This window comes from Pseudomonas sp. NIBRBAC000502773, from assembly GCF_006517195.1.
In the GTDB taxonomy this organism is placed as follows: domain Bacteria; phylum Pseudomonadota; class Gammaproteobacteria; order Pseudomonadales; family Pseudomonadaceae; genus Aquipseudomonas; species Aquipseudomonas marginalis.
The window spans coordinates 381,209-404,485 of record NZ_CP041189.1 but is presented as its reverse complement, the minus strand read 5'-3'; the positions used below and the strand labels follow the sequence as shown (position 1 = coordinate 404,485).

Here is a 23,277-nt window from a genome sequence, read left to right as displayed (position 1 = left end):
GACATCAAACGATGTTGGCACCTGCTTTCGATAAATCTGTTATGTCCTCACCCACGCACCTGAAGGCGGATCAGGGCAATACCGCTCCTTCAAAACCGATGGCGAATTCGTCCGCAATCGCGCAAAGGAGCGGCTCAATCAGCTTTCAATTAGGCGATACCCCACGGTTGTCGGGGTTTTACGGTAACGCGGTTACCGCTGGATTCGAGGAGCGTGACCGCGCACAGCACATCAAAGCAGACTACTGGCCCCGGGGTGGGATGGGCAGTTTCAAGCAGTTCATCCGCCACTGCTTTGGCGCCCAGCGCCCTCCAAGGCCCGACCCGATCCCCAGCTGGCCCGGCCACGGTTTCGGCAGCAAGAGCAACGCAGAGCTTTCACGCATGCTGCTCGATAGGTTCGATGACTTTAAGGAACCCCATCATCCGGGGATCATCACTAAGGACGGCCTGAAGAATATGGCCGGCAAACCGCTGACCGGCGATTATGCCAAAGACCAGAATATCCTCCTGGCACGGGAACTGATGAAGCGTGGAGACCTGGTCGATGATATGGACCGCCACCACATCACCGGTGGGCTGGATGGCCTGATCGATCGAAACAACCTCAACATCACGATGTTTGAAAATCAGAATGACAACGCGTTGACCCGAGAGCTGATGCGTGATGTCGATCTGTTCAAGGACCCGCAGCGGCCCGGCCACCTCAGCCTCGAAAAACTGCATGAAGTTGCCAACTGGACTGTTACCAGGCATCCCTACTTCGGTCGCCAGGCCTGGCTGGCGAAGGAACTCCTCAGGCGTCCCGAAATGCTCGACAGGCTTCACTTCCGCTGATGGGTGATCTAAAGGTGGGAAGGGCTTGCCCCTCCCACTAGGGTTTTGCATTGCGCTTCAGAGCGAATGTAGGTTGACCCAGCGCTCTTCACGGGCAGCCACACGAATCGCCGTCGCCAGCCGTTCCACCTCCCATGCCGCGTCAAAGTCGGTGCCATCCGCGCCCTGGCCGGCCACCGCCATGATCAACTCCTGCACCTCCAAGGTCTTCAGCTCGTTGTAGCCCAGCTGATGCCCCGCCGCCGGGCTGAACGCCGCGTAGCCGGGCAGGGCAGGGCCGGCCAGCAAACGCTGGAAACCGTCCTGGCCGACACGGCACAGGCGCAGTTCATTCAAGCGCTCCTGATCGAACGCCAAGGTGCCCTTGGTGCCGCTGATCTCGAAACTCAGGTGGTTCTTGTAACCGTGCTTGAGCCAACTGCTGCTCACCGTGCCGCGCGCGCCGTTGGCAAAGCGCAGCAGGGCGTGCACCTGGTCATCCACGGCGATGGCTTTCTGCTCGGCGCTGCCTTTGACGGCCGGGCGTTGGGCGTGGACGGTCTGGGTGTCGGCACACACGCCGGTCACATCGCCCACCAGGTAACGCGCCATCGACAGCAAGTGGCTGCCCAGGTCCGCCAGGGCGCCACCGGCATGCTCCACTTCACAGCGCCACGACCACGGTGACGCCGGGTCGGCCATGAAGTCTTCGCTGAACTCGCCCTGGAAGCTGATGATGTCGCCGAGGTCACCCTCGGCAATCAGTTGCCGCGCCAGGCCGATCATCGGGTTGTGCTGGTAGTTGTAGCCGACCCGCGTCACCACCCCGGCTTCGCGGGCGGCCTGGCGCATGGCATCGGCCTGCTCCAGGCTGACCGCCAGGGGTTTTTCGCAGTACACCGCCTTGCCCGCTGCAATGGCCGCCATCGCCATGGGAAAGTGCAGGTGGTTCGGCGTGGTGATGGCCACCACATCCACGGCCGGGTCGTCGATCAGCGCCTGCCAGTCGCCGTGGGCCTGGGCAAACCCCCAGGCCGTGGCACAGCGCTGGGCGCGCTCGGTGTCGGCATCGGCCAGGGCGGCCAGCTTGAGGTGTACCGGCAGTTCAAATACCGTCCGGGCATTGTTGAATGCCAGGGCGTGGGCGCGGCCCATGAAGCCTGTGCCGATCAAGCCGATTCCGAGTTCACGCATAGCCGTGGTCCTTTGGATTATTGTTTTCAGGAGGGCTATTAATGGAATAAAAATTCCCATAATTCAATAGATGGAATAAAAATTCATTAATCAGCCTGGCTGATACCCGCCTATTCAGGCATGGCTAAACGCCGCCAGTTAACAAAAGATAACGTAGCACCGATTGTCAGACGATTCGAAAGCCCGATAGGATGGCCCCTGCTTCCTCCAGGCGCTCTAGATTGCAGGTTTCAGGGCCCGGGAAGGCGAGACGACCTAACAATAATAAATGGGAGAAAGGTCTATGAGTGAGCCTGTCATGGGTTGGGTTGTTTGCCGCCCACGCGCCGCACGCAGGGTTGCGTTGCTGGCCGCAGCGCTCTCGCTGTTTGGGACTGTCGCGTTGCCGACCGTTGTCCAGGCCGCCAGCGATAGCTCTTTTGCGATTGAATCCCCCAAGGCCGCCAAAGGCCTGATGATCGATGTCGTGCATGCCGGCAAGCGCCTGGTGGCGGTCGGTGATCGCGGGCACATCCTCTATTCCGATGACCAGGGCAACACCTGGACCCAAGCCAAGGTCCCCACCCGGCAACTGCTCACGGCGGTGTATTTCGTCGATGACAAACAGGGCTGGGCGGTCGGCCATGATGCGCAAATCCTCGCCAGCACCGACGGCGGTGCCACCTGGACCCAGCAGTATCAAGATCTCAAGCGTGAAGCGCCGTTGCTCGACGTGTGGTTCAACGATGCCCACCACGGCCTGGCCGTGGGCGCCTACGGGGCGCTGATCGAAACCACCGACGGCGGCAAGACCTGGGAAGACGTCAGCGACCGCCTCGACAATGAAGACCAGTTCCACCTCAACGCCATCGCCCGGATCAAGGACGCCGGCCTGTTTATCGTCGGCGAGCAGGGCAGCATGTTCCGCTCCAGCGACGACGGCCAGACCTGGGAAAAACTCGAAGGCCCCTACGAGGGTTCGCTGTTTGGCGTGATCAGCACCGCACAACCCCAAACCCTGCTGGCCTACGGCTTGCGCGGCAATCTTTACCGCTCCACGGATTTCGGCAGCACCTGGGAACAGGTCGAACTCAATGCCGCACGCGGCGCCCTGGAGTTCGGCCTGTCGGGGGCCACCGTGCTCGAAGACGGTTCGCTGGTGGTGGTCGGCAATGGCGGCAGCGTGGTGGTCAGCCATGACGACGGCCAGACCTTCAGCGTGTTCAATCGCCCCGACCGTATTTCATTGTCGGCCGTCACGGCGGCAGGCAACGGCAACTTGATTCTGGTCGGGCAGGGTGGTGTTCGCGTCGCCACACCCACTGGCGCCGAACCGACAAAACAATAAGAAGGCGGGGAACGCATGAGCAGTCATCACAACGATAAAGCGACCTTTCTTGAGCGCCTGATCTTCAATAACCGCCCGGCAGTCATCGTGATCTGCCTGTTGGTGAGCATTTTCCTGTTCTGGCAGGCGACGTTGATTCGCCCGTCCACCAGCTTTGAAAAGATGATCCCCCTCAAGCACCCCTTCATCGAAAAGATGATGGAACACCGCAACGACCTGGCCAACCTGGGCAACACGGTGCGTATCTCGGTGGAGGCCAAGGACGGTGACATCTTCACCAAGGAATACATGGAGACCCTGCGCCAGATCAACGACGAGGTGTTCTACATCTCCGGCGTCGACCGCTCGGGCCTTAAATCGCTGTGGAGCCCAAGCGTACGCTGGACCGAAGTCACCGAAGAAGGCTTCGCCGGCGGTGAAGTGATCCCGCAGAGCTACAACGGCTCGACGCAAAGCCTCGATCAACTGCGCAACAACGTGCTCAAGTCCGGCCAGGTCGGACGGCTGGTGGCTAATGATTTCAAGTCGAGTATCGTCGACATCCCGCTGCTGGAGTCCTACCCGGACCCGCAGGACCAGGGCAAGTTGCTGGCCCTGGATTACCGCAAGTTCTCCCATGAACTCGAAGACAAGATCCGCGACAAGTTCGAAGCCCAGAACCCCAACGTCAAGATCCACATCGTCGGCTTCGCCAAGAAGGTCGGCGACCTGATCGACGGCCTGGTGATGGTGGTGCTGTTCTTCGGCGTTGCGTTCGTCATCACCCTGGTTCTATTGCTGTGGTTCACCAACTGCCTGCGCAGCACCGTCGCGGTGTTGAGCACCACCCTGGTGGCGGTGGTCTGGCAACTCGGCCTGATGCACTTCTTCGGCTTCGGGCTGGACCCGTACTCGATGCTGGTGCCGTTCCTGATCTTCGCCATCGGGATTTCCCACGGTGTGCAGAAGATCAACGGTATCGCCCTGCAATCCAGCGAGGCGGACAACGCCTTGACGGCCGCGCGGCGCACCTTCCGGCAACTGTTCCTGCCGGGGATGATCGCGATCCTGGCGGATGCGGTGGGTTTCATTACCCTGCTGATTATCGATATCGGCGTGATCCGCGAACTGGCCATCGGCGCGTCCATCGGTGTGGCAGTGATCGTGTTCACCAACCTGATCCTGCTGCCGGTGGCGATTTCCTATGCGGGTATCAGCAAGCGTGCCATCGCCCGGAGCAAGAAGGACGCGCACCGCGAACATCCGTTCTGGCGCCTGCTGTCGAAATTCGCCAGCCCCAAAGTCGCGCCGGTCTCGGTCCTGCTCGCGCTGGTCGCCTTTGGCGGCGGCCTCTGGTACAGCCAGAACCTGAAGATCGGCGACCTCGACCAGGGCGCGCCGGAGCTGCGCCCGGACTCGCGCTACAACAAAGACAACAACTTCATCATCAGCAACTACTCCACCAGCTCCGACGTGCTGGTGGTGATGGTCAAGACCAAGGCCGAAGGTTGCTCGCGTTATGAAGCCATGGCGCCCATCGACCAGTTGATGTGGAAGATGCAGAACACCGAGGGTGTGCAGTCGGCCATCTCGCTGGTGACCGTGTCCAAGCAGATGATCAAGGGCATGAACGAGGGCAACCTGAAATGGGAAACCCTGTCGCGCAACCCCGATGTATTGAACAACTCCATCGCCCGCGCCGATGGCCTGTACAACAACAATTGCTCCCTGGCGCCGGTGCTGGTGTTCCTCAACGACCACAAGGCCGAGACCCTTGACCGCGCGGTGCATGCGGTGCAGGACTTCGCCAAGGAGAACAACAAGGACGGCCTGGAATTCATCCTTGCTGCCGGTAACGCCGGGATCGAGGCGGCCACCAACGAGGTGATCAAGGAATCGGAGCTGACCATCCTGATCCTGGTGTACCTGTGCGTGGCGACCATGTGCATGATCACCTTCCGCTCCTGGGCGGCAACCCTGTGCATCGTGCTGCCGCTGGTGCTGACCTCGGTGCTGGGCAATGCGCTGATGGCGTTCATGGGCATCGGCGTCAAGGTCGCGACCTTGCCGGTGGTGGCCCTGGGCGTGGGGATCGGCGTGGACTACGGCATCTATATCTACAGCCGCCTGGAAAGCTTCCTGCGTGCCGGTTTGCCGTTGCAGGAAGCCTATTACCAGACGCTCAAGTCCACCGGTAAAGCCGTGCTGTTCACCGGGCTGTGCCTGGCGATCGGCGTGTGCACCTGGATCTTCTCGGCCATCAAGTTCCAGGCCGACATGGGCTTGATGCTGACCTTCATGCTGCTGTGGAACATGTTCGGTGCACTGTGGCTGTTGCCGGCGCTGGCACGCTTCCTGATCAAACCCGAGAAGCTGGCGGGGCAGAAGGGTAACTCGTTGTTTGCCCACTGAGCCTGGCTAAAGAGCAGCGAGCGAACTGTGGTGGCGAGGGAGCTTGCTCCCGCTGGGCCGCGAAGCGGCCCCAACAATGGGACTGCTGCGCAGTCCAACGGGAGCAAGCGCCCTCGCCACAGTCCTATCAGCGGGCCAGCGGCAGGAACCAGCGCTGCGCCAGCGCCTTGCCGATCAAGCCGCGATGCACATCCACCACGGCCTGTGGGCTTTGGGCCCTGGCCAGTTGCGAGTAGTAACTGACCCGGCGCTGTTCGCGGGTCTTCAGGTGGGCGGCGGTGTAGGCCTGCTTGGGCGTGTCGGCTGCCGGGTAGTGGAAGTGGGCGTACCACAAGGGGTAGCCACCCTGGTCGTTGATCGCATATTCCTGGACAAAGTCCCTTCGTTCACCGCTCAGCTGGATACGCTCGCCCAGCAGCGCCATGTTCGCGCGCTTTTGCTCGATCAGGAATTCCAGGCTGCCGTGGGTAGGGGGGAGCTCAAGGCACAGTTGAATACGCAGGGCCAGGCCGCGCTCACTCAGGCGTGCCGCCGCCTGGCGCATGTCACGCTCCAGGTTCTGGTCCGCGAGCGTGCGGGCCTCGGCCGGTTGGGCCTGGATGGCCTGGTGCAGTTCGGTCGCCAACTTGTCGTAGCGTACCGACTCATACTGCAGCACCTCCTGGACCTCTTCCGGATGCCGGGAGATTTTCTTGTATTGATCGCCGCGTTTCAGGTGTTCTTCCAGCATGCCCAGCAGTTTGCGCGCTTCTCCCCTGACCAGGCTCAGGCTGCGGGCAGTCGGCGCGGTGGGTGAGGGCGGCGACTCCTTGAACTCGATCCATTGTTCGCCCCGTTGCGAGTAGGTGCCCAGCACCTCGCCCGTGACTTCCGAGCGAACCTCCACGGTTTCCAGCGTACCCAGCGGTTTGACCTCGCCGATAAAAGTGCCTTTTTTCGAGGTGCGGATGACCTTTTTCTGCGGTCTGCCCGCCGCCGTCGGGCTACGCCGGCTCGGGCGCGGGGCGGGTTGGGCAAGCGGCTTGATTTCACTGGCCAGCTGCCTGGCGGCCTCCTGGTACAGCTCCTCCACCAACTTGACCAGCTTGGCGAAATAGTCGCCGTCGAATTCATCGGCGTTGACGATGCCAATCCCCTGCAACGAGTCCAGCCCCCGACCATAGTGCTCCACCAGGCTTTCCAGCACGTTGACGCGTTCCTCTGCCGACAGTTCCAGGTCGTTCAGGTCACTGTGGGTACGCAAGTGCTCCTGGAGCGGCTCAAGGATATCGATCAGCACGCCCACCAAAGGGTGATCAGGCTGTTTATGGGTCATCAGCTCATAGTTGCGCATCAGCAGGTCCTTGACGGCCAGCACGCTGATTTCCTGCGGGCGTTCCGCGGTCAGGCGAATGTAGTCTTCCGCGCCGGCGGTGCCGAGGTTGAACAGCTGATCGAGGTAGCGATCGCGCAGTTCGAGCCAGTACGCCGAGCGTTCATTGATGGCAATCATTGCGCGGATGAACTGGCGGTAGGCCGGGAAATCGGTCAGCACCGCTTCGGCCAGGCGGCCTCCCTTGGTGGTGAAGCGCGGGTGGTTACGGTAGAGCGCTGCGCGGTCTTTTTCGGCCACCACCACATGTTTGCGCGCGTTGTTGACAATGTTTTCCAGCAGACTCGCCACCGACCGGGGCGGCAGGGCAATCCCCAGCCTGCTGCGTTCCGGCAGGCTGTCCAGTTGCTGCTGGTAAGCCTGGGTCTGTTCCAGCAGTGCGGTATCGAATCGTTTACGACTGTCGGCTTGCTGCGCTTCGGTGAAACGTGGGTCCTCCGCGGTTCTGGTCATCACCGCCAGGATCACGTCGAGCTGACTCTGCACGGTCACCTGTGCCTGGACGAACTGTTCGAAGCTCTTCTTCAGTTCGCTGATGCGCTGTGCCTGGCGCTGGCGTTCGGCGGCAATCCGTTTGGGCGGCATGCCGCCACGCAGGCGCAGGCGGGTGTCAACCGACCACACCCCGTGGCCGTCAGTGCGCAAGTACGGGCCGCTCTGGGGCGCGTCGCCAGGCGTCACCACACGAATATCGCCCGTTGGCTCCAGGGCAACCTGCAGCCACGCGTCTTCCACCAGGGCATGCCAGCTGTTTTCGACGGGGTAGAGCCCGCGGCGCGGCCCGTTCAACACCGGTTGGGGCAGGAGCGTTGGGCGAGGGGTGCTGAAACTGGCGAGGCGGCGGCGCTGGAGCGTGGTCAGGCGGGGGCGAGCCTGGGTAAAACTCAAGTCCAGCACGCTGTTTTCCACCCGCTCCAGCGCACCGGGCAGGATAACTGCGCCTTCGCGGATGGTGGGCGGGGGCGGTTGCGGCCACTGCTCGGCGATCCACGGTGCCAGGGGCGGGGGCAACGCTTGGTCCTTGAGCCCCGTCGCCAGCTCGGGAGGCGCGGCGGTGACCACGGGCACGGCTTCGAACAACAGCAACCCCAGGTTGAGCAGCAGGTCGACGCTGGCCAGTTCGCGTGCTTGCGGGTCTTCGGAGGCCAGTGCCGGAATGTCCTCGCCCAGGCTGGCCATCAGGCCCCATAGCCAGCCGGTCAGCATGGCCGGCCCACGCAGCAGCGGGAGCAACAGGTTGCCGAACAACAGGCTGCTGCCCTCGCGCAGCACCTGCCAGCGGCTTTCGCTGTTGGACACCGATTCGCGATTGGCCTGTTCGACCAGGGCCCGGGCGTGATCACTGTACAGGTACGTCATCAGGCGCCCGGTCACCAGGCACTGCTGCAACTCGTCATTGATGCCATCGGCGGCCAGGGTGGCCGGCGCCGGCCTGTGCAAGGGGGCAAACTCGTCGCCCTGGCCAAAGCGCAATGAGTGGGGCTCGCGGAACCCGCCATTTGCGTAGATCGGCCGGGCCCTGTCGTTCAGCCAGGTCAGTACGCTGTCCTGCAGCGGCCCGGTTTCGGCGATGGCCTCCAGCAGCGCCTCACGGCTGGCAAACTCCTGCAGCGCTTCGGCATACAGCGGGCGATACAACACATGGGGGCCGCCGCCGATGTCCTGCGGCTCGATCAGGTACATGGCGCTGACCGTGTCCGGATGGGCAGCGGGCGCCGACAGCAGGGCCAGGTGACGGATCACCACCGGCTGTTGGTCGACCTTCTGGTTGGCGGCTTCGGGCTCCATCAGTGCCGCCACCAGGCGTGCGCCTCGGGCGCTCAGGCCGGCTTGCTGCTTGAGGGCCAATTCGAGGGCCAGCAACGGCAATTGCACGGCCTGTTGTTCGGCGAACAGGGTTTCGCGCTGGCGTGCCTCGGGGCTTTCACCCAGCCAATGGGCTTCCAGCAGGCGCGGGTAGTGCTGGCCGATGTCCACGCGCGCCACCGGGCCGTCGGCTCCCATCAGGTAGTCGGTGGTCAGCCACGCCGGCAATGGCAAGCCGTGGCGGTGGGTGAGGATCACGCTGCCGCTGGGGCGGCTGGACAAGTTGTCGATGGCCAGGTCGGTCAAACTCATGCGTTCATGGCGGATGATCCCGGAGGTGCCTGGGTAGCCGGCGGCGATGGTGAAGGTCAGTTGCAGGTCATCGGGGTGCAAGGCGCCGACGGAGGGCGGTGCGAGGGCCGAGCTGCCCAGGGTCACGGCATCCTGCTGCAAGGCCTGTAACAACGCCTTGACGGTGTAGGTGCGCAGGTCATCGATCTGGCTGAAGGCCGTACGTCCCGCCGCGCGCCGTTTGGCGCCGGCCATGGCGAGGGCGTAGCGCCGGTACGTGGCCTGGTCGTCGGCGTCGGCGTCGCGCAGCCAGGCCGGCAGGTGCTGGCGCAGGGTGTCCAGGGTCTGGGGCGGGGCGGCGGGCGTGTCGCGGAAAAACCGCCCCGGATCGGTGATCTCGGCGTACAGCGCCTGCCAGGTACTGAACGGCTGGCCGGTGGGCAGGCGCAGGTTGCCCAGGTCTTCGAGCTGGCGATCGAGGATCATCGACGCCTGGTGCTCGAAGATATCGCCATCGGGCTCGTAGCGTTGAATCAGGATGTCGTCGACCTGGTACTGGCGGCTCAGTCGCTGCCCACAGGCCTGGATCAGGGCGTCCATGCTCGGGAAAACCTCGGCGGTGCGCTGCGGGTCACACAGCACCACCGAGACCTTGCCGTTGACGGCGCGAATCAATGCCAGCTGCGGCCCCATCCGTGTGACCGAGCGTTCGGCGTGGGTGAGGGTGGCTTGCAGGGCGTAGGCAAACACCGCATTCACGCCATGCCGCGCAAGGCGGGCCTCGCGGTCAGGGCAGTCGATCAATTGTTCCAGGGTTTCCCTGGCGGGTTGGTCCAGGCCGGCCTGGCCCAGGGCGCCGATGCGCAGGGTGTCTCTCAAGACGCCGGCCAGCCAGTGCCAGGGGCCGGTGTCCCAGTACGCCGCCAGCGCATTTTGCAGGGCGATGGGCAGCGTTTGCGGCAGTTCGCCGACCCGCTTCGCGATGACCTGCATGTCGAGTTTTTCCTCGGTCAGGCCAGGCAGTTTCAGGCGTTTGGGCGGCTCGTCCGAGAGGTACCAGGGCGAGCCGTTGACCTCGCTGAAATCCAATGGCGCACCACTGGCCAGGGCATCGTGTACCACCGGCATAAAGGGCTGCAGCAGCCAGCCGCGGCGTTGTGGCCGGGCCAGGCGGGTGTGGCGCAGGTCCAGGCTGAGGCTGGGGTACGTGTCGCCGATGGCCGTGGCGAGTTGCTCGCGGATCACGGTTTCCAGCGCCGGGCGCTGAGTGAAGCGTGCGCTGACGGCGTGGGCAATAGGGTCAGGTAGTTGCATAAAAATCCTTTTCAGGCGATGCGATGCCATGCATAGCGGGGTTTCAGGCGGGCAGCAGGCTCAGGAACAGACGCTGATCCAGCGGTGCCGTGATCGGGTTGTACAGGTCGCGCACGATGCTTCGGTTATCTGCCCCGGCCTGGGCGATCAGGTCCCGGAGGGTGACAAACCGCTGTTCGGGGCGCTTGAGATGGGCCGCCGTATAAGCGCCCGGCGGGCTGTCGGCCTGGCTGTAGTGAAAGTGCGCATACCACAGCACCGTGAGGCGGTTTTTCTCGCGCACGGCGAACTCCGACACATAGTCCTTGACGGCGGTGCGTTGCGGCCCGTGGACCAGGCCGATATCGACGGCGGCATGGGCGCGCAGGAACTCGATGTTTTCCTGGCGCGGGCGCTGGGCCTTGTAGCCTTCGATGCAATGCTGGCGGCCTTGGGCGCGCAACTCGTCGGCGCGCAGGCGCAGGCGCTCGACGGTCTGGAGCACGTCCGGCTTGTCGGCCGCGTGGCTGGACAATTCTGTCGCGACGCTGTCGAGGCGCTCGGCCTGGTGCGCGAGCATGTCGTGCCAGTCACGCGGGTTGAGGTCATCGCGACGCGTGGGGTCGCTGAGTTTGCGTTTCTGGAATTCGATGGAACGCTCGATGGCCGGCACCTCTTCCAGCAACCGTTGCGCCTGGGCGCGCAGTGTGGACAGCGCCGGTGCCTGGGATGGCTCGGCGGGGCGGCTGGGCCTGGCCTCGACAATTTCCACCCAGCCCTCGTTGGGATGCTCCATGAAACGCCCGCTGACCTGCTGGGTAATGGGGTTGCGGGTCACGATGGTGGGGAAGGGCTGGTCACGCTGCGCCGGCTCCAGGTCACCCACCAGGGTGCCCTTGTCCCGCGACTTGAACACCCGTTTGGTTCTTGACGCGACCCGCACCGGTTTGAAGGCCCCCGGTTGCGGCGGCAGGAATTCATCTTCGCGCAGCAGCGCCGCCAGGTCGGCCTCGGCGCTGTCGCGCACGGTGTTCAACCGCTCGATCAGCAGCGGCATGTAGCGTGGGTGCGCCAGGGGCGAGTCGAGTTCCAGCAGGCTCTGGTAAATCTGCAGGCGCCGGTTGTAATGCCTGACCAGGTTGGTCAGCACCTCCTTGCGTTCGGTCGTAGTGAAACCTTCGGTGGTCAGCAGGTCCAGGTGGGAGTCTTCCAGGGCAGACAGGGAGGATTGCAGGTGCTCATGGCGCGCGAGGAAATAGTGCTCCTGCGGGGTAGTGGCCGGGATCGTTTGGTCGATGCTCAACTCGGTGAGCACATCCAGGGATTCGAGGGTGGCATTGAGGCGGTTGTAGAACCGGCGCTTGGGATGCCCGTTGAGGTAATTCAGGCGCTGGGCCGCGCCGGTTTTCAAACGTGCGGCCATCGCCTCCAGGGTGTCCTCGATGGCAATCATCGCCTGGGCATGGCGCTCGGACACGGCAAAGTTGGTTTCCAGCAGGTCGTTGACATAGCGCAGCGCCTGCACATCCTGGGCGCTGCCTTGCAACTCGATCAGCGATTCGCCTTGCTCGGACACAAACGTGGCCAGGTACAGGGACGACAACTGGCTGACGCGAATTTCATCGGTGGCCAGGATCGACTGGTATTGCTCCACACACTGCCCTTCGTAGTCGAAGCGGCTGTCCACGGCTTTCATCCGCCCGTAGGCCTCGATCAAGGCGCGCCGCTGTTGCAGCAACTCGGCGGCGGCCGCGTCGAAGCGCTCCTGAAATACCTGGAACCCGGCCCTGGCCCGGGAGCGCTGGGCGACGCTGGCGAGGTGTTCGGCCACCCGCGCCGGGTCGTCAGGTGCGCCGCGCAGGCGGGTGCGGGCCAAACCCAGGGCGTTGTGGGCCTGCTCGAACTTCTGCCGGGCGGCATCCAGCACCTGGTCGATAGGCTGCAGGCGTTTGATCAGGCCGCTGACCTCATCACTGATGCGATTGATCTCCTCCGACGCTTGGGTGCGCTGCTGGTCGATGTGCGCCAGCTTGGCCTTGAGGCGGTTTTTCGGCCCGCCGCCGCGCAGTTTCAGGCCCAGGTCCAGGCCCCATTGGCCCTGGGCATTGCGCACCAGCACGAAGCCTGGATGCTGCGGTTTCTGCGGATGGATCAGCCACACCTCACCCAGGTCCGCTGCGATGTTTACCCGAAACAGCAGGCCGCCCACCGAGGCATGCCATTGCTGGTCGATGCGGTACAGCCCTTTGAACACACCGGCGTCCAGCGGCTCGGGGGCCGGCACCGGCCATGGCACATGCAGTTCGCGCAGGGCTTCGAGCAGGCGCCGGCGGCTGGCGTCGCGGGCGTTGGAATGGACAAAGTCGACCAGGGTGCGGTCGCCGGCCGGCGGCTCTGCGGGCAGGCCCACCGGGCCCAGTTCCACTGGGGTGGCCGGACGTGGCGCAAGGCCTGGCGGGCGCTGCAGGGCCGCGAGGGTGGCCGGTAAGGCGGGCTCCGAGGGTAATTCGAGGGTCGGGTGTTGCCGGGGGGCCATGTGCAGCAGGATCAGGCCGATGTTGAGCAGCACGTCGACCCAGGCCAGCTCGCGGGCGACGGCGTCGTCGCCGTGCAGGGCGGCCATATCGTGCCGCAGGCTGACCGCCAGTTGCACCATCCAGCCTGCAACCAGCGCCGGCCCGCGCAGCAGCGGCAAGAGCAGGGCGTTGAACAGCAGCCAGCCACCTTCGAGCAACACCGCCCAACGGCTTTCGGCATTGGACACCGCGTCGCGATCCGCCAGGTCCACCAGCGCCCGGGCGTTGCTGCCGTAGAGGTACTGGGTCAGGTTGCCGGTGGCCAGGCATTGCGCCAGGGAACCCTCGACTTCGCTGCCATTGAGCTCCTGTACCAACTGCGCGGGCGGCGGCGCCGGCCACTGCACCGTGTCATCGCCCTGGCCGAAGCGCAGGATATGCGGGCTGCGGAAGCCGCCGTGGCTGTAGATCGGCCGGGCCTTGTCGCTCATCCAGGCCAGCACGCTGTCTTGCAGTGCACCGGGCTGGGCGATGGCGTCGAACAGGGCCGCGCGGCTGGCGAATTGCTGCAACGCGTCAGAGTACAGCGGGCGATAGAGAATCGACGGCCCGGCGTCGATGTCACGGGGTTCGATGATAAACATGTTGCCGACGATATCCGGCACGGCAGCGGGCTTGCGGGCGAAGGCCAGCGGGCGCATCACGATGTCGAGGGTGTCGACCACGCGCCCCGCCGCGCTGGGGTGCAGCACGGCCTTGACGTAGCGATACCCCAGGAAGCTGAAGCCCTGTTGCCCGCGAATCGCCAGTTCCAGGGCCTGGTGCGGCAGTTGTACGGTCAGCGCCTGGCCGAACAGCGCCTCGCGCCGGCGTACCTGCGGGTTGTCGCCCAGCAGTAGGTCGCGCAGGTGTTGCGGGTAGCGCCGGCCGATATCCACTTGGCGGATCAGGCCTGGCGTGCTGTGGAACAGGCCTTTTTCCCCGAGGATATAGTCCTCGGTCAGCCAGGCCGGGAGGGCGGCCCCGGACGTGTCCTGCAAGGTCATGCGGCCGTGCGGCGCGGCGGCGAGGTTCTTGATGGCCAGCTCGGTCAGGCCCAGGGTCACCGGTGCCAGGTAGCCGCTGTGCAAGTCACCCACCGGGACATGGAAGGTCAGCCGCAGGTTGTCCGGTTCCACGCTGGCGCCAGGGTGGTCGCGGCGCATCTGCTCGCGCAGGGTGCGGGAGGCAAAGGCCGGCAGGCTCTCGACCCCGTCCAGGAACGACGCCCCGGCCTGTTGGCGCTGCAAGCCTGCCTGTTCCAACAGCCCTTGGCGATAGGCGAAACGCTGCTGGGCATTGGCGCTCTGCAGCCAGGCGGGCAACGCCGTCTGGATGGCGTCCTGATGTATCGGGTCGGGTGCCGGCGCAGCGACAAAGACGGCGCTGGGGTCTGTCGCCAAGGCAAAACGCTGCTCCAGGCTGCGCACGCCGTCGGAGGCGGGCAGGGCGATGGCTTCGAGGTCATCCAGTTGCTGGTTGAGCAACAGGGCGGCCTGGGTATCGAAGAGATTGCCATCGGGCTCGTAGCGCCTGACCACCACCTTGTCGACCTGCAACCGCTGGCTCAGGCGCTGGCCCCAGGCCTGGGTGAAGACCTCCAGTGAGGCGAATGGCTCGACGCTGCCCGACGCCTGGCACAGCAAGGCCTGGTGGCCTTGCACCAACAGCAGGTCGCTGCTCAGCAGGCGGGCTTCACGGCCGTGCCGGATCACACAGGCTTCCAGGCAGTAAGCATGCACAAAACCATTGGCCCCGGCCTGGCGTTCACGCCGGTCAGGCTGGCGGGTCACGCTGTCCAGCATGTTCCGAGGTGTGCCGGCGGGCAGCAGGCTGGCGCTGCTTTTGAGGGTGTCCGCCAGTAGATCGCCAAGCCATTGCCAGCGGCTGGAGCCGGTGTCGGCAGCGCCGTTCCAATAGGTGGCCAGGGCTTGCTGAAAAGCGATGGGCAGGGTGAAGGCCAGGTCCAGGATCAGCCGTTCGATCACCGCCATGTCCGGCTCGCGGGGGCCATTGGCCTCATAGGTCAAGCGCGAGGGCGGGCGCTGGGACAGGAAGCAGCGGCGTTGGTCGACCACCTGGGTCAGGTTCAGGGCCGTACCATTGCCCAAGTGCTCGAGGACCACATCGGTCAAGCGCCTGAGGTCCCAGCCGCGCCGCTGGTTGGGGGTGGCCAGCTTGAGGGTGGGCAGGTCCAGGGGCAGCGCCGGGAACTGTTCCTGCAGGCGTTCGTGCAGGTGCCGTTCCACCACCTGGCGTAACGTCGGGCGTGTGGCGAACTGCTGGGCGACCGCCAGGGACGGGGTGTTGCTGCGGTGTGCGAAGTGCAGCGGCCCTGTCGGCGTGGCGTTTGAAGTGTCTGGCATAGGAGATTCCATTCTGTGGGGAGGTCGCCCCCAGAATGGCAAGCGCCGGCCGCTGCCGTGCGGTAGCCCGCTATCGCGACACGACGGCGTGGCCGGATTGGCCTATCATCAGCGTTTTTTCCAGCGATGAATGAGCCTGATGACTGCCGCTTCCCTGCTTACTGAACTCCACACCAGCGACATGCTCGAAATCGATGGGCTGCATGCCTTTGATTTCAGCCTCGACGATCAACAGCTGCTGATCAAGAGCATGGACGGTCGGGCCGAGAAACGTTGGTCCTTCAGCCTGGCACAGGTGCAGGCCGCGACCTTTGATGACGCCTTGCAAAGCTGGACCCTCACCGGTGATTCGGGCGAGCACCGCCTGGTGTGCATGGCCGCCTTCACCGGCAACAATAACGACGAGGAAGACGAGCATGATGATGCGTAAATTCTGGCCGCTGCTGATGGCCGGCAGTGTGGGAGCGATGTCGGTGCAGGCTGCACCGGCGGACACCTATGAGTTGCTGGTGGGCAGCTACACCGCCGGCTCCAGCGAAGGCATTTATCGCCTGCAATTCGACAGCCGCACCGGCAAGTTCCAAGGCAAGCCGGTACTGGCGGCGAAGTCCGCCAACCCTTCGTGGCTGACCGTCTCCAAAGACCAGAAGCACCTGTTTGTGGTCAATGAAAACGGCCCGGGCCAGCAAGACCCGGTCGGCCGTGTCAGCAGCTACCGCATCGACCCGAAGAATCATCAGCTCACCCTGGTCAATCAGGTGCAGAGCCTGGGCAACGAGCCGACCCATTCCAGCGTCGCGGCGGATGGGCGCTACCTGTTCGTCGCCAACTATTCGGTGCTGGAAGATCCGGGCGGCAGCCTGGCGGTGCTGCCGGTGGATGCCGAGGGCAAGCTGTCGGCACCGGTGCAGTTGAGCGCACACCCGGCCAGTCGTGTGAATCCTGAGCGCCAGGCCTCCAACCATGTGCATTCGGTGGTGTCGTCGCCGGATGGCAAGTACGTGTTTGTGCAGGACCTGGGCGCAGACAAGCTGTTCGCCTATCGCTACGACCCCAAGGCCAACCACGAGCTGCCGCTGACCCCGGCCGATCCGGCCTTTGTGCCACTGCCACCGGGCAGCGGCCCGCGTCACCTGTTGTTCAGCGCCGATGGCAAGCATGCCTGGCTGACTACCGAAATGAGCGCCCAGGTCGCGGTCTTCGATTACGCCGATGGCAAGCTCAGTCAGACGCAATTGGTGGACTTTGCCGCCGGCCAACCGGTATCCGACAAGGCCGGCGCCGCACTGCACGCCTCCAGCGATGGCAAGTTCCTGTACGTGAGCAATCGCGGCACCGCCAACCAGATCATCGTATTTGGCGTGGACCCGGCCACCGCCCACCTCAAGGAGTTGCAGCGTCGCAGCGTCGAAGGCGACCACCCGCGGGAGTTCAGCCTCGATCCGAGCGGCAAGTTCCTGCTGATCGCCAACCAGAAGAGCAACGAAATCGTGGTGGTCGAACGTGACCCCAAGACCGGCCAGCTGGGTAAAACCGTGCAGAAATTGCCGATCGATGCCCCCAGCGACCTCAAGTTCCTGGGGCGTCAATAAGCCACAGGCCCCGCCATGCGGGGCCTGACCCTTAGTATTAATTGTATTAATAGCGGCTACTGTTTCAAAGCATTTCTAAGGTTCAACCCTCGGGCGTAAGTTGGATTCCAAGGCCTTCCCCGGCCATCCAACCGAACGAACACAAGGGTTACCGACATGAACTTGAATCTCTTCTCCGTCATCGCCGCCTCCGCCGTTTCCGCCACCGTGGCCCTGCCTGCCGCCGCCAGCGTGGAAGTCAGCGGCAAAAAATCCAGCACCAGCGCCTACACCCAGAAATACCTGCAACAAAGCGCCAACTTCTACGCCGCCCTGGATCACAAGACCCAGCAATGAACGCTGATTGACCCAGCACACAAGCAGACGCCAAACCACTGGAACGTTAACGTGCGTTCGAGTGGTTTGGCGTTTGTGTATCTGTCAAAGAAAAAATGAGGTAGTGGCGCATTGCCATGTGCTTAAATTGACGCTTAAATATTGACGCGCTCTTTTATGGAATCGACAGCATGGCACTTCGACTCGCCGCACTTATCCTCGCCCTTTATTCCACCCCGATCCTGTCATCCGTGCAATTGACGGACGGCGAACCGGAGATCGCTCGCGAGCGGTTGTTGAGCCTGATCGAAGGCTAAGCCTTCGCCATCACGTCGATAAACAGGGGGGATTGCAGGAAGCCTTCCAACCAGCGTTGCAACGCTTTGTACGGCGTAGCGGCAAACCATTCGCGGTCCACGTGGGCAAACTGCCGTATAAACGGCGCCAGCGCCATGTCCGCCAGGCCAGGGTGGTCGGCCAGCAGATAGGCGCGAGTGGCCAGCAACCCCTCGAGCTTCTGCAAGAACACCTCGCCTTCGGCTCGATAGTGTTCCACCGGCTGCTCGGGATAGCGTTCGGGGTACTTGTATCGATTCAAGTGATGCTTGAAGGTTGAATCGTTCTCGGCGATCAGCTCAAGTACCGCCGGATCCCCCTGCAATAACCAGTTATCCGGATCATGCCGGGCCAGGGCCCATTGCATGATCGCCAGGCTCTCGTCGATCACCTCGCCATCCACCACCAGCACCGGCACCGTGCCCTTGGGCGACAGTGCCAGCATCTCGGCCGGCTTGGCCTTGAGGCTCACCTCGACAATCCGCACCGCCACCCCCGAATAGCGCAGCGCCAGGCGTGCGCGCATCGCATAGGGGCAGCGCCGGAACGAGTACAGCAGCGCCTCGCTCACTTGACCTCCAGGGTGCTCAGGCCATTGCCCTGGCGCTTGACCTGGATCTGCACCGGGATGCGTTCGTGCATTTCCTGCACGTGGGAGATCACCGCCACCTTGCGCCCCTGGGCCTGCAAGCCGTCGAGGGCGTCCATGGCTAATTGAAGGGACTCGGGGTCGAGGCTGCCAAAGCCCTCGTCGATAAACAGCGATTCGATCTTCAAGGTGCTGGACGCCATCGACGCCAGGCCCAGGGCCAAGGCCAGGGACACCAGGAACGTCTCGCCGCCGGATAACGAATGCACCGAGCGCAGTTCATCGCCCATTTCCGTGTCCATCACCAGCAGGCCCAACATGCTGCCGCCGCGCTTGAGACGGTAGCGGCGCACCAGTTGGCGCAGTTGCACGTTGGCGTGGTGCACCAGCAGGTCGAGGTTGTAGGCCTGGGCGATCTTGCGGAAGGTGTCGCCGGTGGCCGAGCCGATCAGTGCGTTGAGGCGTGCCCAGCGTTGCCACTCGTCATAGGCCTTGGCGATCTGTTCGGCCAGGGCACTGTTGGCGTCCTGGCGACGCTGGTCTTCGGACTGGCGCGCGCGCAGTTCGGCGCAGTGTTTTTCGCCGTCGGCCAAGTGTTGATTGAGCGCAGCGAGGGCGTCGTCGAGTTGTTCGGCGTCCAGGTTGCCGTTGTGCAGGGCCTGGTGTTCGGCGAGGCGTTGTTCGCGTTCCTGGAGCAATACCTTGGCTTGCTCGACGGCTTTTTCGCTGCTGTGCAGATGCTCGCGCAGCGTGGCGATGTGTGTGTCATCGAACGCCAGCAGACGCGCAAGGCCCTCGTCATCCAGCTCGGGGTGCAGGGCGCGCCATTCGGTGGTGCGGGCATCGAGGCTGTGCTGTTCGGCTTCGAAAGCTTGCTCGCGCTCCTGCTGGGCCTTGAGGTCGGCGGCCAGTTGGATCAGTTGGTTGCGGATGTCCTGCAACTGCTGGTTGGCGTCCGTCTCGCTCTGGCGTGCCTGCACCACGGCCTGTTCCAGTTGCTGTTGCCAGTGTTCGGCGCTGGGGTGTTCGCCCAGCAGGGCAGTGAGTTTTTCCTGGGCGGCCTGTTGCTGCGCGGCCAGCTCGGTAAATTGCTGGTTCAGGGCCTCGAGTTGCTGTTGGCGATGCTGCTGGTGCGTGTGCTCTTTCTCGATGGCCTGCTGGCGTTCCTGCTGCTCGGCCAGCTCATCCTTCTGATGGCCCAGTTGTTCAAGGCGTTGGCTGACCTGCTGGTCCAACTGCATAAAGGTCGCGGCCGGGTCTCTGCGCAGGCCTTCCAGGGTGTCGGCGGGGAGCAGGCTGGCGAAGGCGTTGAGTTCTTCGTCGAGGCGCTCGCGGTCGTTGGACAGCTCGCGTTGCTGGTCCACCAGCAATTGGCGCGCCTGCTGGTTCGCGTCCTGGGCGGCTTGCAGTTGTTGCTGCAAGCGCCCGGCGTTTTGCTGCAGGTTGAGCAGGGCACCCTGGCGCTGTTCGTCCTGGGTGATGCTTTGGCTCAGTTGGCTGAGTTGCTGGGCCAACCAATGGCTGCGTTTGGCTGCGTCCTGATTGAACAGCGAGGCCGCCAGTGGGTGCGCGTCCAGGCTGGGTTGGAGCGCCTGCTGTTGGGTGACCAAGTGTTCCTGTTGTTGCAGGAATTCTTTTTGCTGGGCGATCAGGCCGCCGACTTCACCGCGCAGTTCGGTGAGTTTTTCCTTGAGGGTATCGACCGCTTTCTGCGCCGTGGCCTCTTCGTTGTCGTCGTGGCGCCCGAGGCTCTGCAGCAAGGCTTCGGGCTGGTGGTACGGGTGTTCATGGCTGCCGCACACCGGGCAGGGCTGGCCGTCCTGCAATTGTTCGCGCAATTCCTCGACGCTGGCACTGCGCGCCAGGCGCTGGCGCTCCAAGAGTTGCTTGGTCACCGTCAGGGTCTGTTCGGCCACGGCCAGCTCGGCCTTGGTTTGCAGGCCGGTCTGGTTCAGTTGGTCGCGTTGCCGGGCGGCATCGGCGAGCTTTTGCATGAGGGCAACGGCTTGCTGCTCCAGTTGCTGCTGGCTGTCCCACAGGCGTGACAGGTCTTCGAAGGCGCGCTGCTGCTTGCGATTGTCCTGCAACAGGCTGGCCAGCAGTTGCACCTGTTCGGCCACGGCATGGGGTTCGGCGCCGGCTTCTTGATACAGCAGGTCGAGGGCTTCGCGTTGCTGGGCAAATTTTTCTGCGGCGCTGGTAGCACGCTGTTCAAGTTGTGGCAGTTCGGCCTGGCCTTTGTTCAGGCGATTACCGATCAGCATCAACTGTTGCAAGCGATCGCGGTAGGCGTTCCAGGCATCGCCCAACGGCGCGAGTGCGCTGCTGCGCTCCAGTTCGGCGGCGAGGCGTTGCAGGCGCTCGTCGACTTGTTTTTGCTTGTCGAGCAAGCCATTCAAGTTGGCTTGACCTTCAGTGCAGGCGGTTTGCGCCAACTGTTTTTCAGACGCAAATTTGCCCAGGCTCTCGGTCAGGTGGGCGAGGGTGTTTTGCGCATCGAAGGCTTGGCGTAGCAGGGGTGCGGCGGCAGTTTGTTGCTGCTGTGCGTCAACCAGCGCCGTCTGGGCCGCGGTCTGCTGTTGTTGCAGTTGCGCCTGGCGGGTCTGCAGTTCAGCCTGTTGCTCGGTGTGCTGCTGAATCTGCGCGGCCAGTGGCGTCAGCAAGGTGAGCAGTTCAGCCCTGCGCGCAAACTGATGGCGCTGCGGCGCCAGTTGGTCGAGGCGGCTCAGGTCCTGGCGCTGTGTGGCCTGGTTGTCCCACTCCGCTTGCGCGCGCTGCAACTGTTCGGTGGCACTGCGCTGGCGGTCCTGCCATTCGCGCAGTTCCTTGAGCCAGGTGTGCTGCAACTCCAATTGCTTGAGTCGGGCCTGTTGGGTCTTGAGCTGTTGCTGGGCCGCGTCGAATTGCCGGTCCAGTTCGGCGCGCGCCTCGGGGGCCAGGGGCACCACGCCGGTGGCCTGGTCCTGCAGGTGTTTGTGCGTATCCTTGGCCTCCTTGGCCTTGTCGAATGCGCGGCGGCCGAGCTGGGTGTACAACGCGGTGTCGGTGAGCTTTTCCAGCAGTTCGCTGCGTTCGTTGTCATTGGCCTTGAGGAAGGCGCTGAACTCGCTTTGCGCCAGCAGCACGGCACGGGTGAACTGCTCGAAGTTCAGGCCCAGGGCCAGTTCCAGCTGGGTCTTGTATTCGGTCTTCTGGCTCGCCAGCAGTTGGTCGCTGTCCAGGTCGATCAGGCTCTGCCGACTGTTCTGCAACTTGCCGCTGGCCTTGTCGCGGGCGCGATTGGCTTCCCAGCGCGCCCGGTAGCGACGGCCGCTGACACCGACAAAGTCCACTTCGGCGTAGCCGCCACCGGTGCCGCGCCGGATCAGGGTGCGTGGATCGCCGATGGAAATATCGCTGTCGGCATCCGGCATCTTGGCCTGGCCGGTATCGCCCAGGCGTGGTACGGCGCCAAACAGCGCCAGGCACAGGGCATCGAGCAGGGTGCTTTTGCCGGCGCCGGTCGGCCCGGTAATCGCGAACAGCCCGGCACTGGCCAGGGGCTCGGCGGTAAAGTCGATCTCGAACGGGCCGGCCAGGGAGGCGAGGTTTTTCAGGCGGATGGCAAGAATCTTCATGGCTGTTCACCTGCCTGTTGCACTTCCTGAAGCAGCACGGCGAAATCCTTCAAGGTCTGTTCATCCACTTCACTGCCGTAGCTGTCCTGCCAGGCGCGGCTGAACAATTCCTGGGGCGTGAGCTGGTCGAGTTCGATCAGTGCGTCTTCGCTGCTGTCGTCGTGACGGCCTTGGCCGGCGTATTCGGCGGCGATGCGCACCAGGCGTACGGCCTTGCCTTGCAGGGCGGTTTCGATCTGTTGGCGCAGGTCCGGTTGCGGCTCGTCGAGGCGTACGCGCACTTCCAGCCAGGGGTGGCGCTGGGTTTCGGCGAGCAGGTCGATGTCGGGCAGCTCTGCCAAGGCCTTGAGGATGTCGGCCAGGGGCGCGGCTTCCAGGCGTTGCAGGTTGACCGAGCGGGGAATCAGCAGCGGTTCGACGCTGACCAGTCGTTCGCCCTGGAACGTCACGTCGAGGATCTGGTGCTTATAGCCAATTTCGGAAAATGACAGCGGTATCGGCGAGCCGCTGTAGCGAATGCGCTCCTCGCCATTGACCTTTTGCGGCTTGTGCAAATGCCCGAGGGCAACATAGCCGACACTTTTGTCGAACAGTTTGGCCGGCAGCGCCTCGGCATTGCCGATGATCAGGCTGCGCTCGGAATCTTCCGACACCGAACCGCCGGCCATGTGTGCATGGCTGATGGCAATCAACGCCTGGCCTTTCTTGCGTTTGGCGTTGGCCGCCGCGATCAGCCATTCATGGACCTGGCCGATACCCTGCAGGTAGTCATCACCCAGGTGGGCACCGGTGACTTCCGCCGGGCGCAGGAACGGCAGCGCCAGGCACCACGCGGCGACCTTGCCCTTGGCATCCGGCAGGGGAATCAGCAGGCGTTCGGCGTCCAGTTGGCCGTCGTCCAGCCACAGCACGCGGCCCAGCGCATGGGTGCGCAGGCGCCGCATCAACGGCGCGGGCAGTTCGATCCGCGAGCCGGAGTCGTGGTTGCCGGCGATCATCACAATGGTCAGCTTGGGGTTTTGTTCGTGGGCGCTGATGATGAAATCGTACAGGCGCTCCTGGGCCTTGAGCGGCGGGTTGACCGTGTCGAAGATATCGCCGGCGATCAACAGCACATCGGGTTGCTGGGCCGCGATCTGGCGCAGCAGCCACTCGAGGAAGCAGGCGTGTTCGAAGTCGCGTTCCTGGCCGTGGAGGTTTTGGCCCAGGTGCCAGTCGGAGGTGTGGAACAGACGCAAGGCGAACTCCGTGGAGAATATGAAAAGGAGGGGAGTTTACCTGTATTGCGAACACGCTGCTCCAGACCACGCAGATCCAATGTGGGAGGAGGCTTGCCTCCGATGGCCATCGGTATCTACACAACTTTTCAGGCCCTGAAAAATCTCCCACAACAGCCGTAGTTCAGCGTTGATTTGATT

General features: G+C 63.7%; 13 protein-coding genes. 7 read left to right on the top strand and 6 right to left on the bottom strand.

Features of this window, described 5'->3' with window-relative positions:
• The first annotated feature begins 11 nt into the window (after positions 1–11).
• The gene (locus NIBR502773_RS01660; protein ID WP_141155177.1) at positions 12–836 is read left to right on the top strand and encodes a hypothetical protein; all 825 of its coding nucleotides are present in this window, start codon (positions 12–14) and stop codon (positions 834–836) included.
• Between the two features lie 57 nt (positions 837–893).
• Here the strand turns inward: NIBR502773_RS01660 and NIBR502773_RS01655 are convergent, their stop codons facing one another.
• Positions 894–2,009, bottom strand: coding sequence for a Gfo/Idh/MocA family protein (locus NIBR502773_RS01655; RefSeq protein WP_141155176.1), 1,116 nt, complete (start codon positions 2,007–2,009; stop codon positions 894–896).
• 298 nt (positions 2,010–2,307) lie between these two features.
• Between NIBR502773_RS01655 and NIBR502773_RS01650 the strand changes: the two genes are divergently transcribed.
• Together NIBR502773_RS01650 and NIBR502773_RS01645 are read left to right on the top strand one after the other, a co-directional pair.
• Positions 2,308–3,336, top strand: a complete 1,029-nt coding sequence (locus NIBR502773_RS01650; RefSeq protein WP_177414164.1) for a YCF48-related protein — start codon at positions 2,308–2,310, stop codon at positions 3,334–3,336.
• A gap of 15 nt (positions 3,337–3,351) precedes the next feature.
• Positions 3,352–5,727 (top strand): RND family transporter, encoded by a 2,376-nt coding sequence (locus NIBR502773_RS01645; protein WP_065942015.1) that lies wholly within the window; start codon positions 3,352–3,354, stop codon positions 5,725–5,727.
• Positions 5,728–5,854: 127 nt separating this feature from the next.
• Here NIBR502773_RS01645 and NIBR502773_RS01635 read toward each other — a convergent pair whose 3' ends face one another.
• Both NIBR502773_RS01635 and NIBR502773_RS01630 read right to left on the bottom strand, forming a co-directional pair.
• On the bottom strand, positions 5,855–10,510 hold the full coding sequence (locus tag NIBR502773_RS01635; RefSeq protein WP_141155174.1) for a hypothetical protein: 4,656 nt from the start codon (positions 10,508–10,510) through the stop codon (positions 5,855–5,857).
• 43 nt (positions 10,511–10,553) lie between these two features.
• Complete coding sequence (locus NIBR502773_RS01630) at positions 10,554–15,410, bottom strand: DUF6543 domain-containing protein (protein WP_141155173.1); 4,857 nt, start codon at positions 15,408–15,410, stop codon at positions 10,554–10,556.
• Positions 15,411–15,549: 139 nt separating this feature from the next.
• Between NIBR502773_RS01630 and NIBR502773_RS01625 the strand changes: the two genes are divergently transcribed.
• The 4 genes from NIBR502773_RS01625 (at position 15,550) to NIBR502773_RS30790 (ending at position 17,634) form a co-directional block, all read left to right on the top strand.
• A complete protein-coding gene (locus tag NIBR502773_RS01625) occupies positions 15,550–15,840 on the top strand; it encodes a DUF5629 family protein (protein ID WP_065942019.1) in 291 nt (96 codons plus the stop codon).
• Positions 15,827–17,002, top strand: coding sequence for a lactonase family protein (locus NIBR502773_RS01620; protein ID WP_141155172.1), 1,176 nt, complete (start codon positions 15,827–15,829; stop codon positions 17,000–17,002). The genes NIBR502773_RS01625 and NIBR502773_RS01620 overlap by 14 nt, the downstream gene beginning before the upstream one ends.
• A 156-nt stretch (positions 17,003–17,158) precedes the next feature.
• Complete coding sequence (locus NIBR502773_RS01615; RefSeq protein WP_027608577.1) at positions 17,159–17,338, top strand: hypothetical protein; 180 nt, start codon at positions 17,159–17,161, stop codon at positions 17,336–17,338.
• A gap of 170 nt (positions 17,339–17,508) precedes the next feature.
• Complete coding sequence (locus NIBR502773_RS30790; protein WP_256097795.1) at positions 17,509–17,634, top strand: hypothetical protein; 126 nt, start codon at positions 17,509–17,511, stop codon at positions 17,632–17,634.
• On the opposite strand, the gene NIBR502773_RS01610 is transcribed toward NIBR502773_RS30790, so the two are convergent.
• The 3 genes from NIBR502773_RS01610 to NIBR502773_RS01600 are packed head-to-tail and all read right to left on the bottom strand — an operon-like array spanning position 17,631 to position 23,097.
• Positions 17,631–18,224: a glutathione S-transferase gene (locus NIBR502773_RS01610; protein WP_141155171.1), complete on the bottom strand. Its 594-nt coding sequence runs from the start codon at positions 18,222–18,224 to the stop codon at positions 17,631–17,633. The genes NIBR502773_RS30790 and NIBR502773_RS01610 overlap by 4 nt on opposite strands.
• A complete protein-coding gene (locus NIBR502773_RS01605; RefSeq protein ID WP_141155170.1) occupies positions 18,221–21,859 on the bottom strand; it encodes an SbcC/MukB-like Walker B domain-containing protein in 3,639 nt (1,212 codons plus the stop codon). Before NIBR502773_RS01605 ends, NIBR502773_RS01610 begins: the two co-directional genes overlap by 4 nt.
• Positions 21,856–23,097, bottom strand: coding sequence for an exonuclease SbcCD subunit D C-terminal domain-containing protein (locus NIBR502773_RS01600; protein ID WP_141155169.1), 1,242 nt, complete (start codon positions 23,095–23,097; stop codon positions 21,856–21,858). Before NIBR502773_RS01600 ends, NIBR502773_RS01605 begins: the two co-directional genes overlap by 4 nt.
• Positions 23,098–23,277 lie beyond the last annotated feature (180 nt).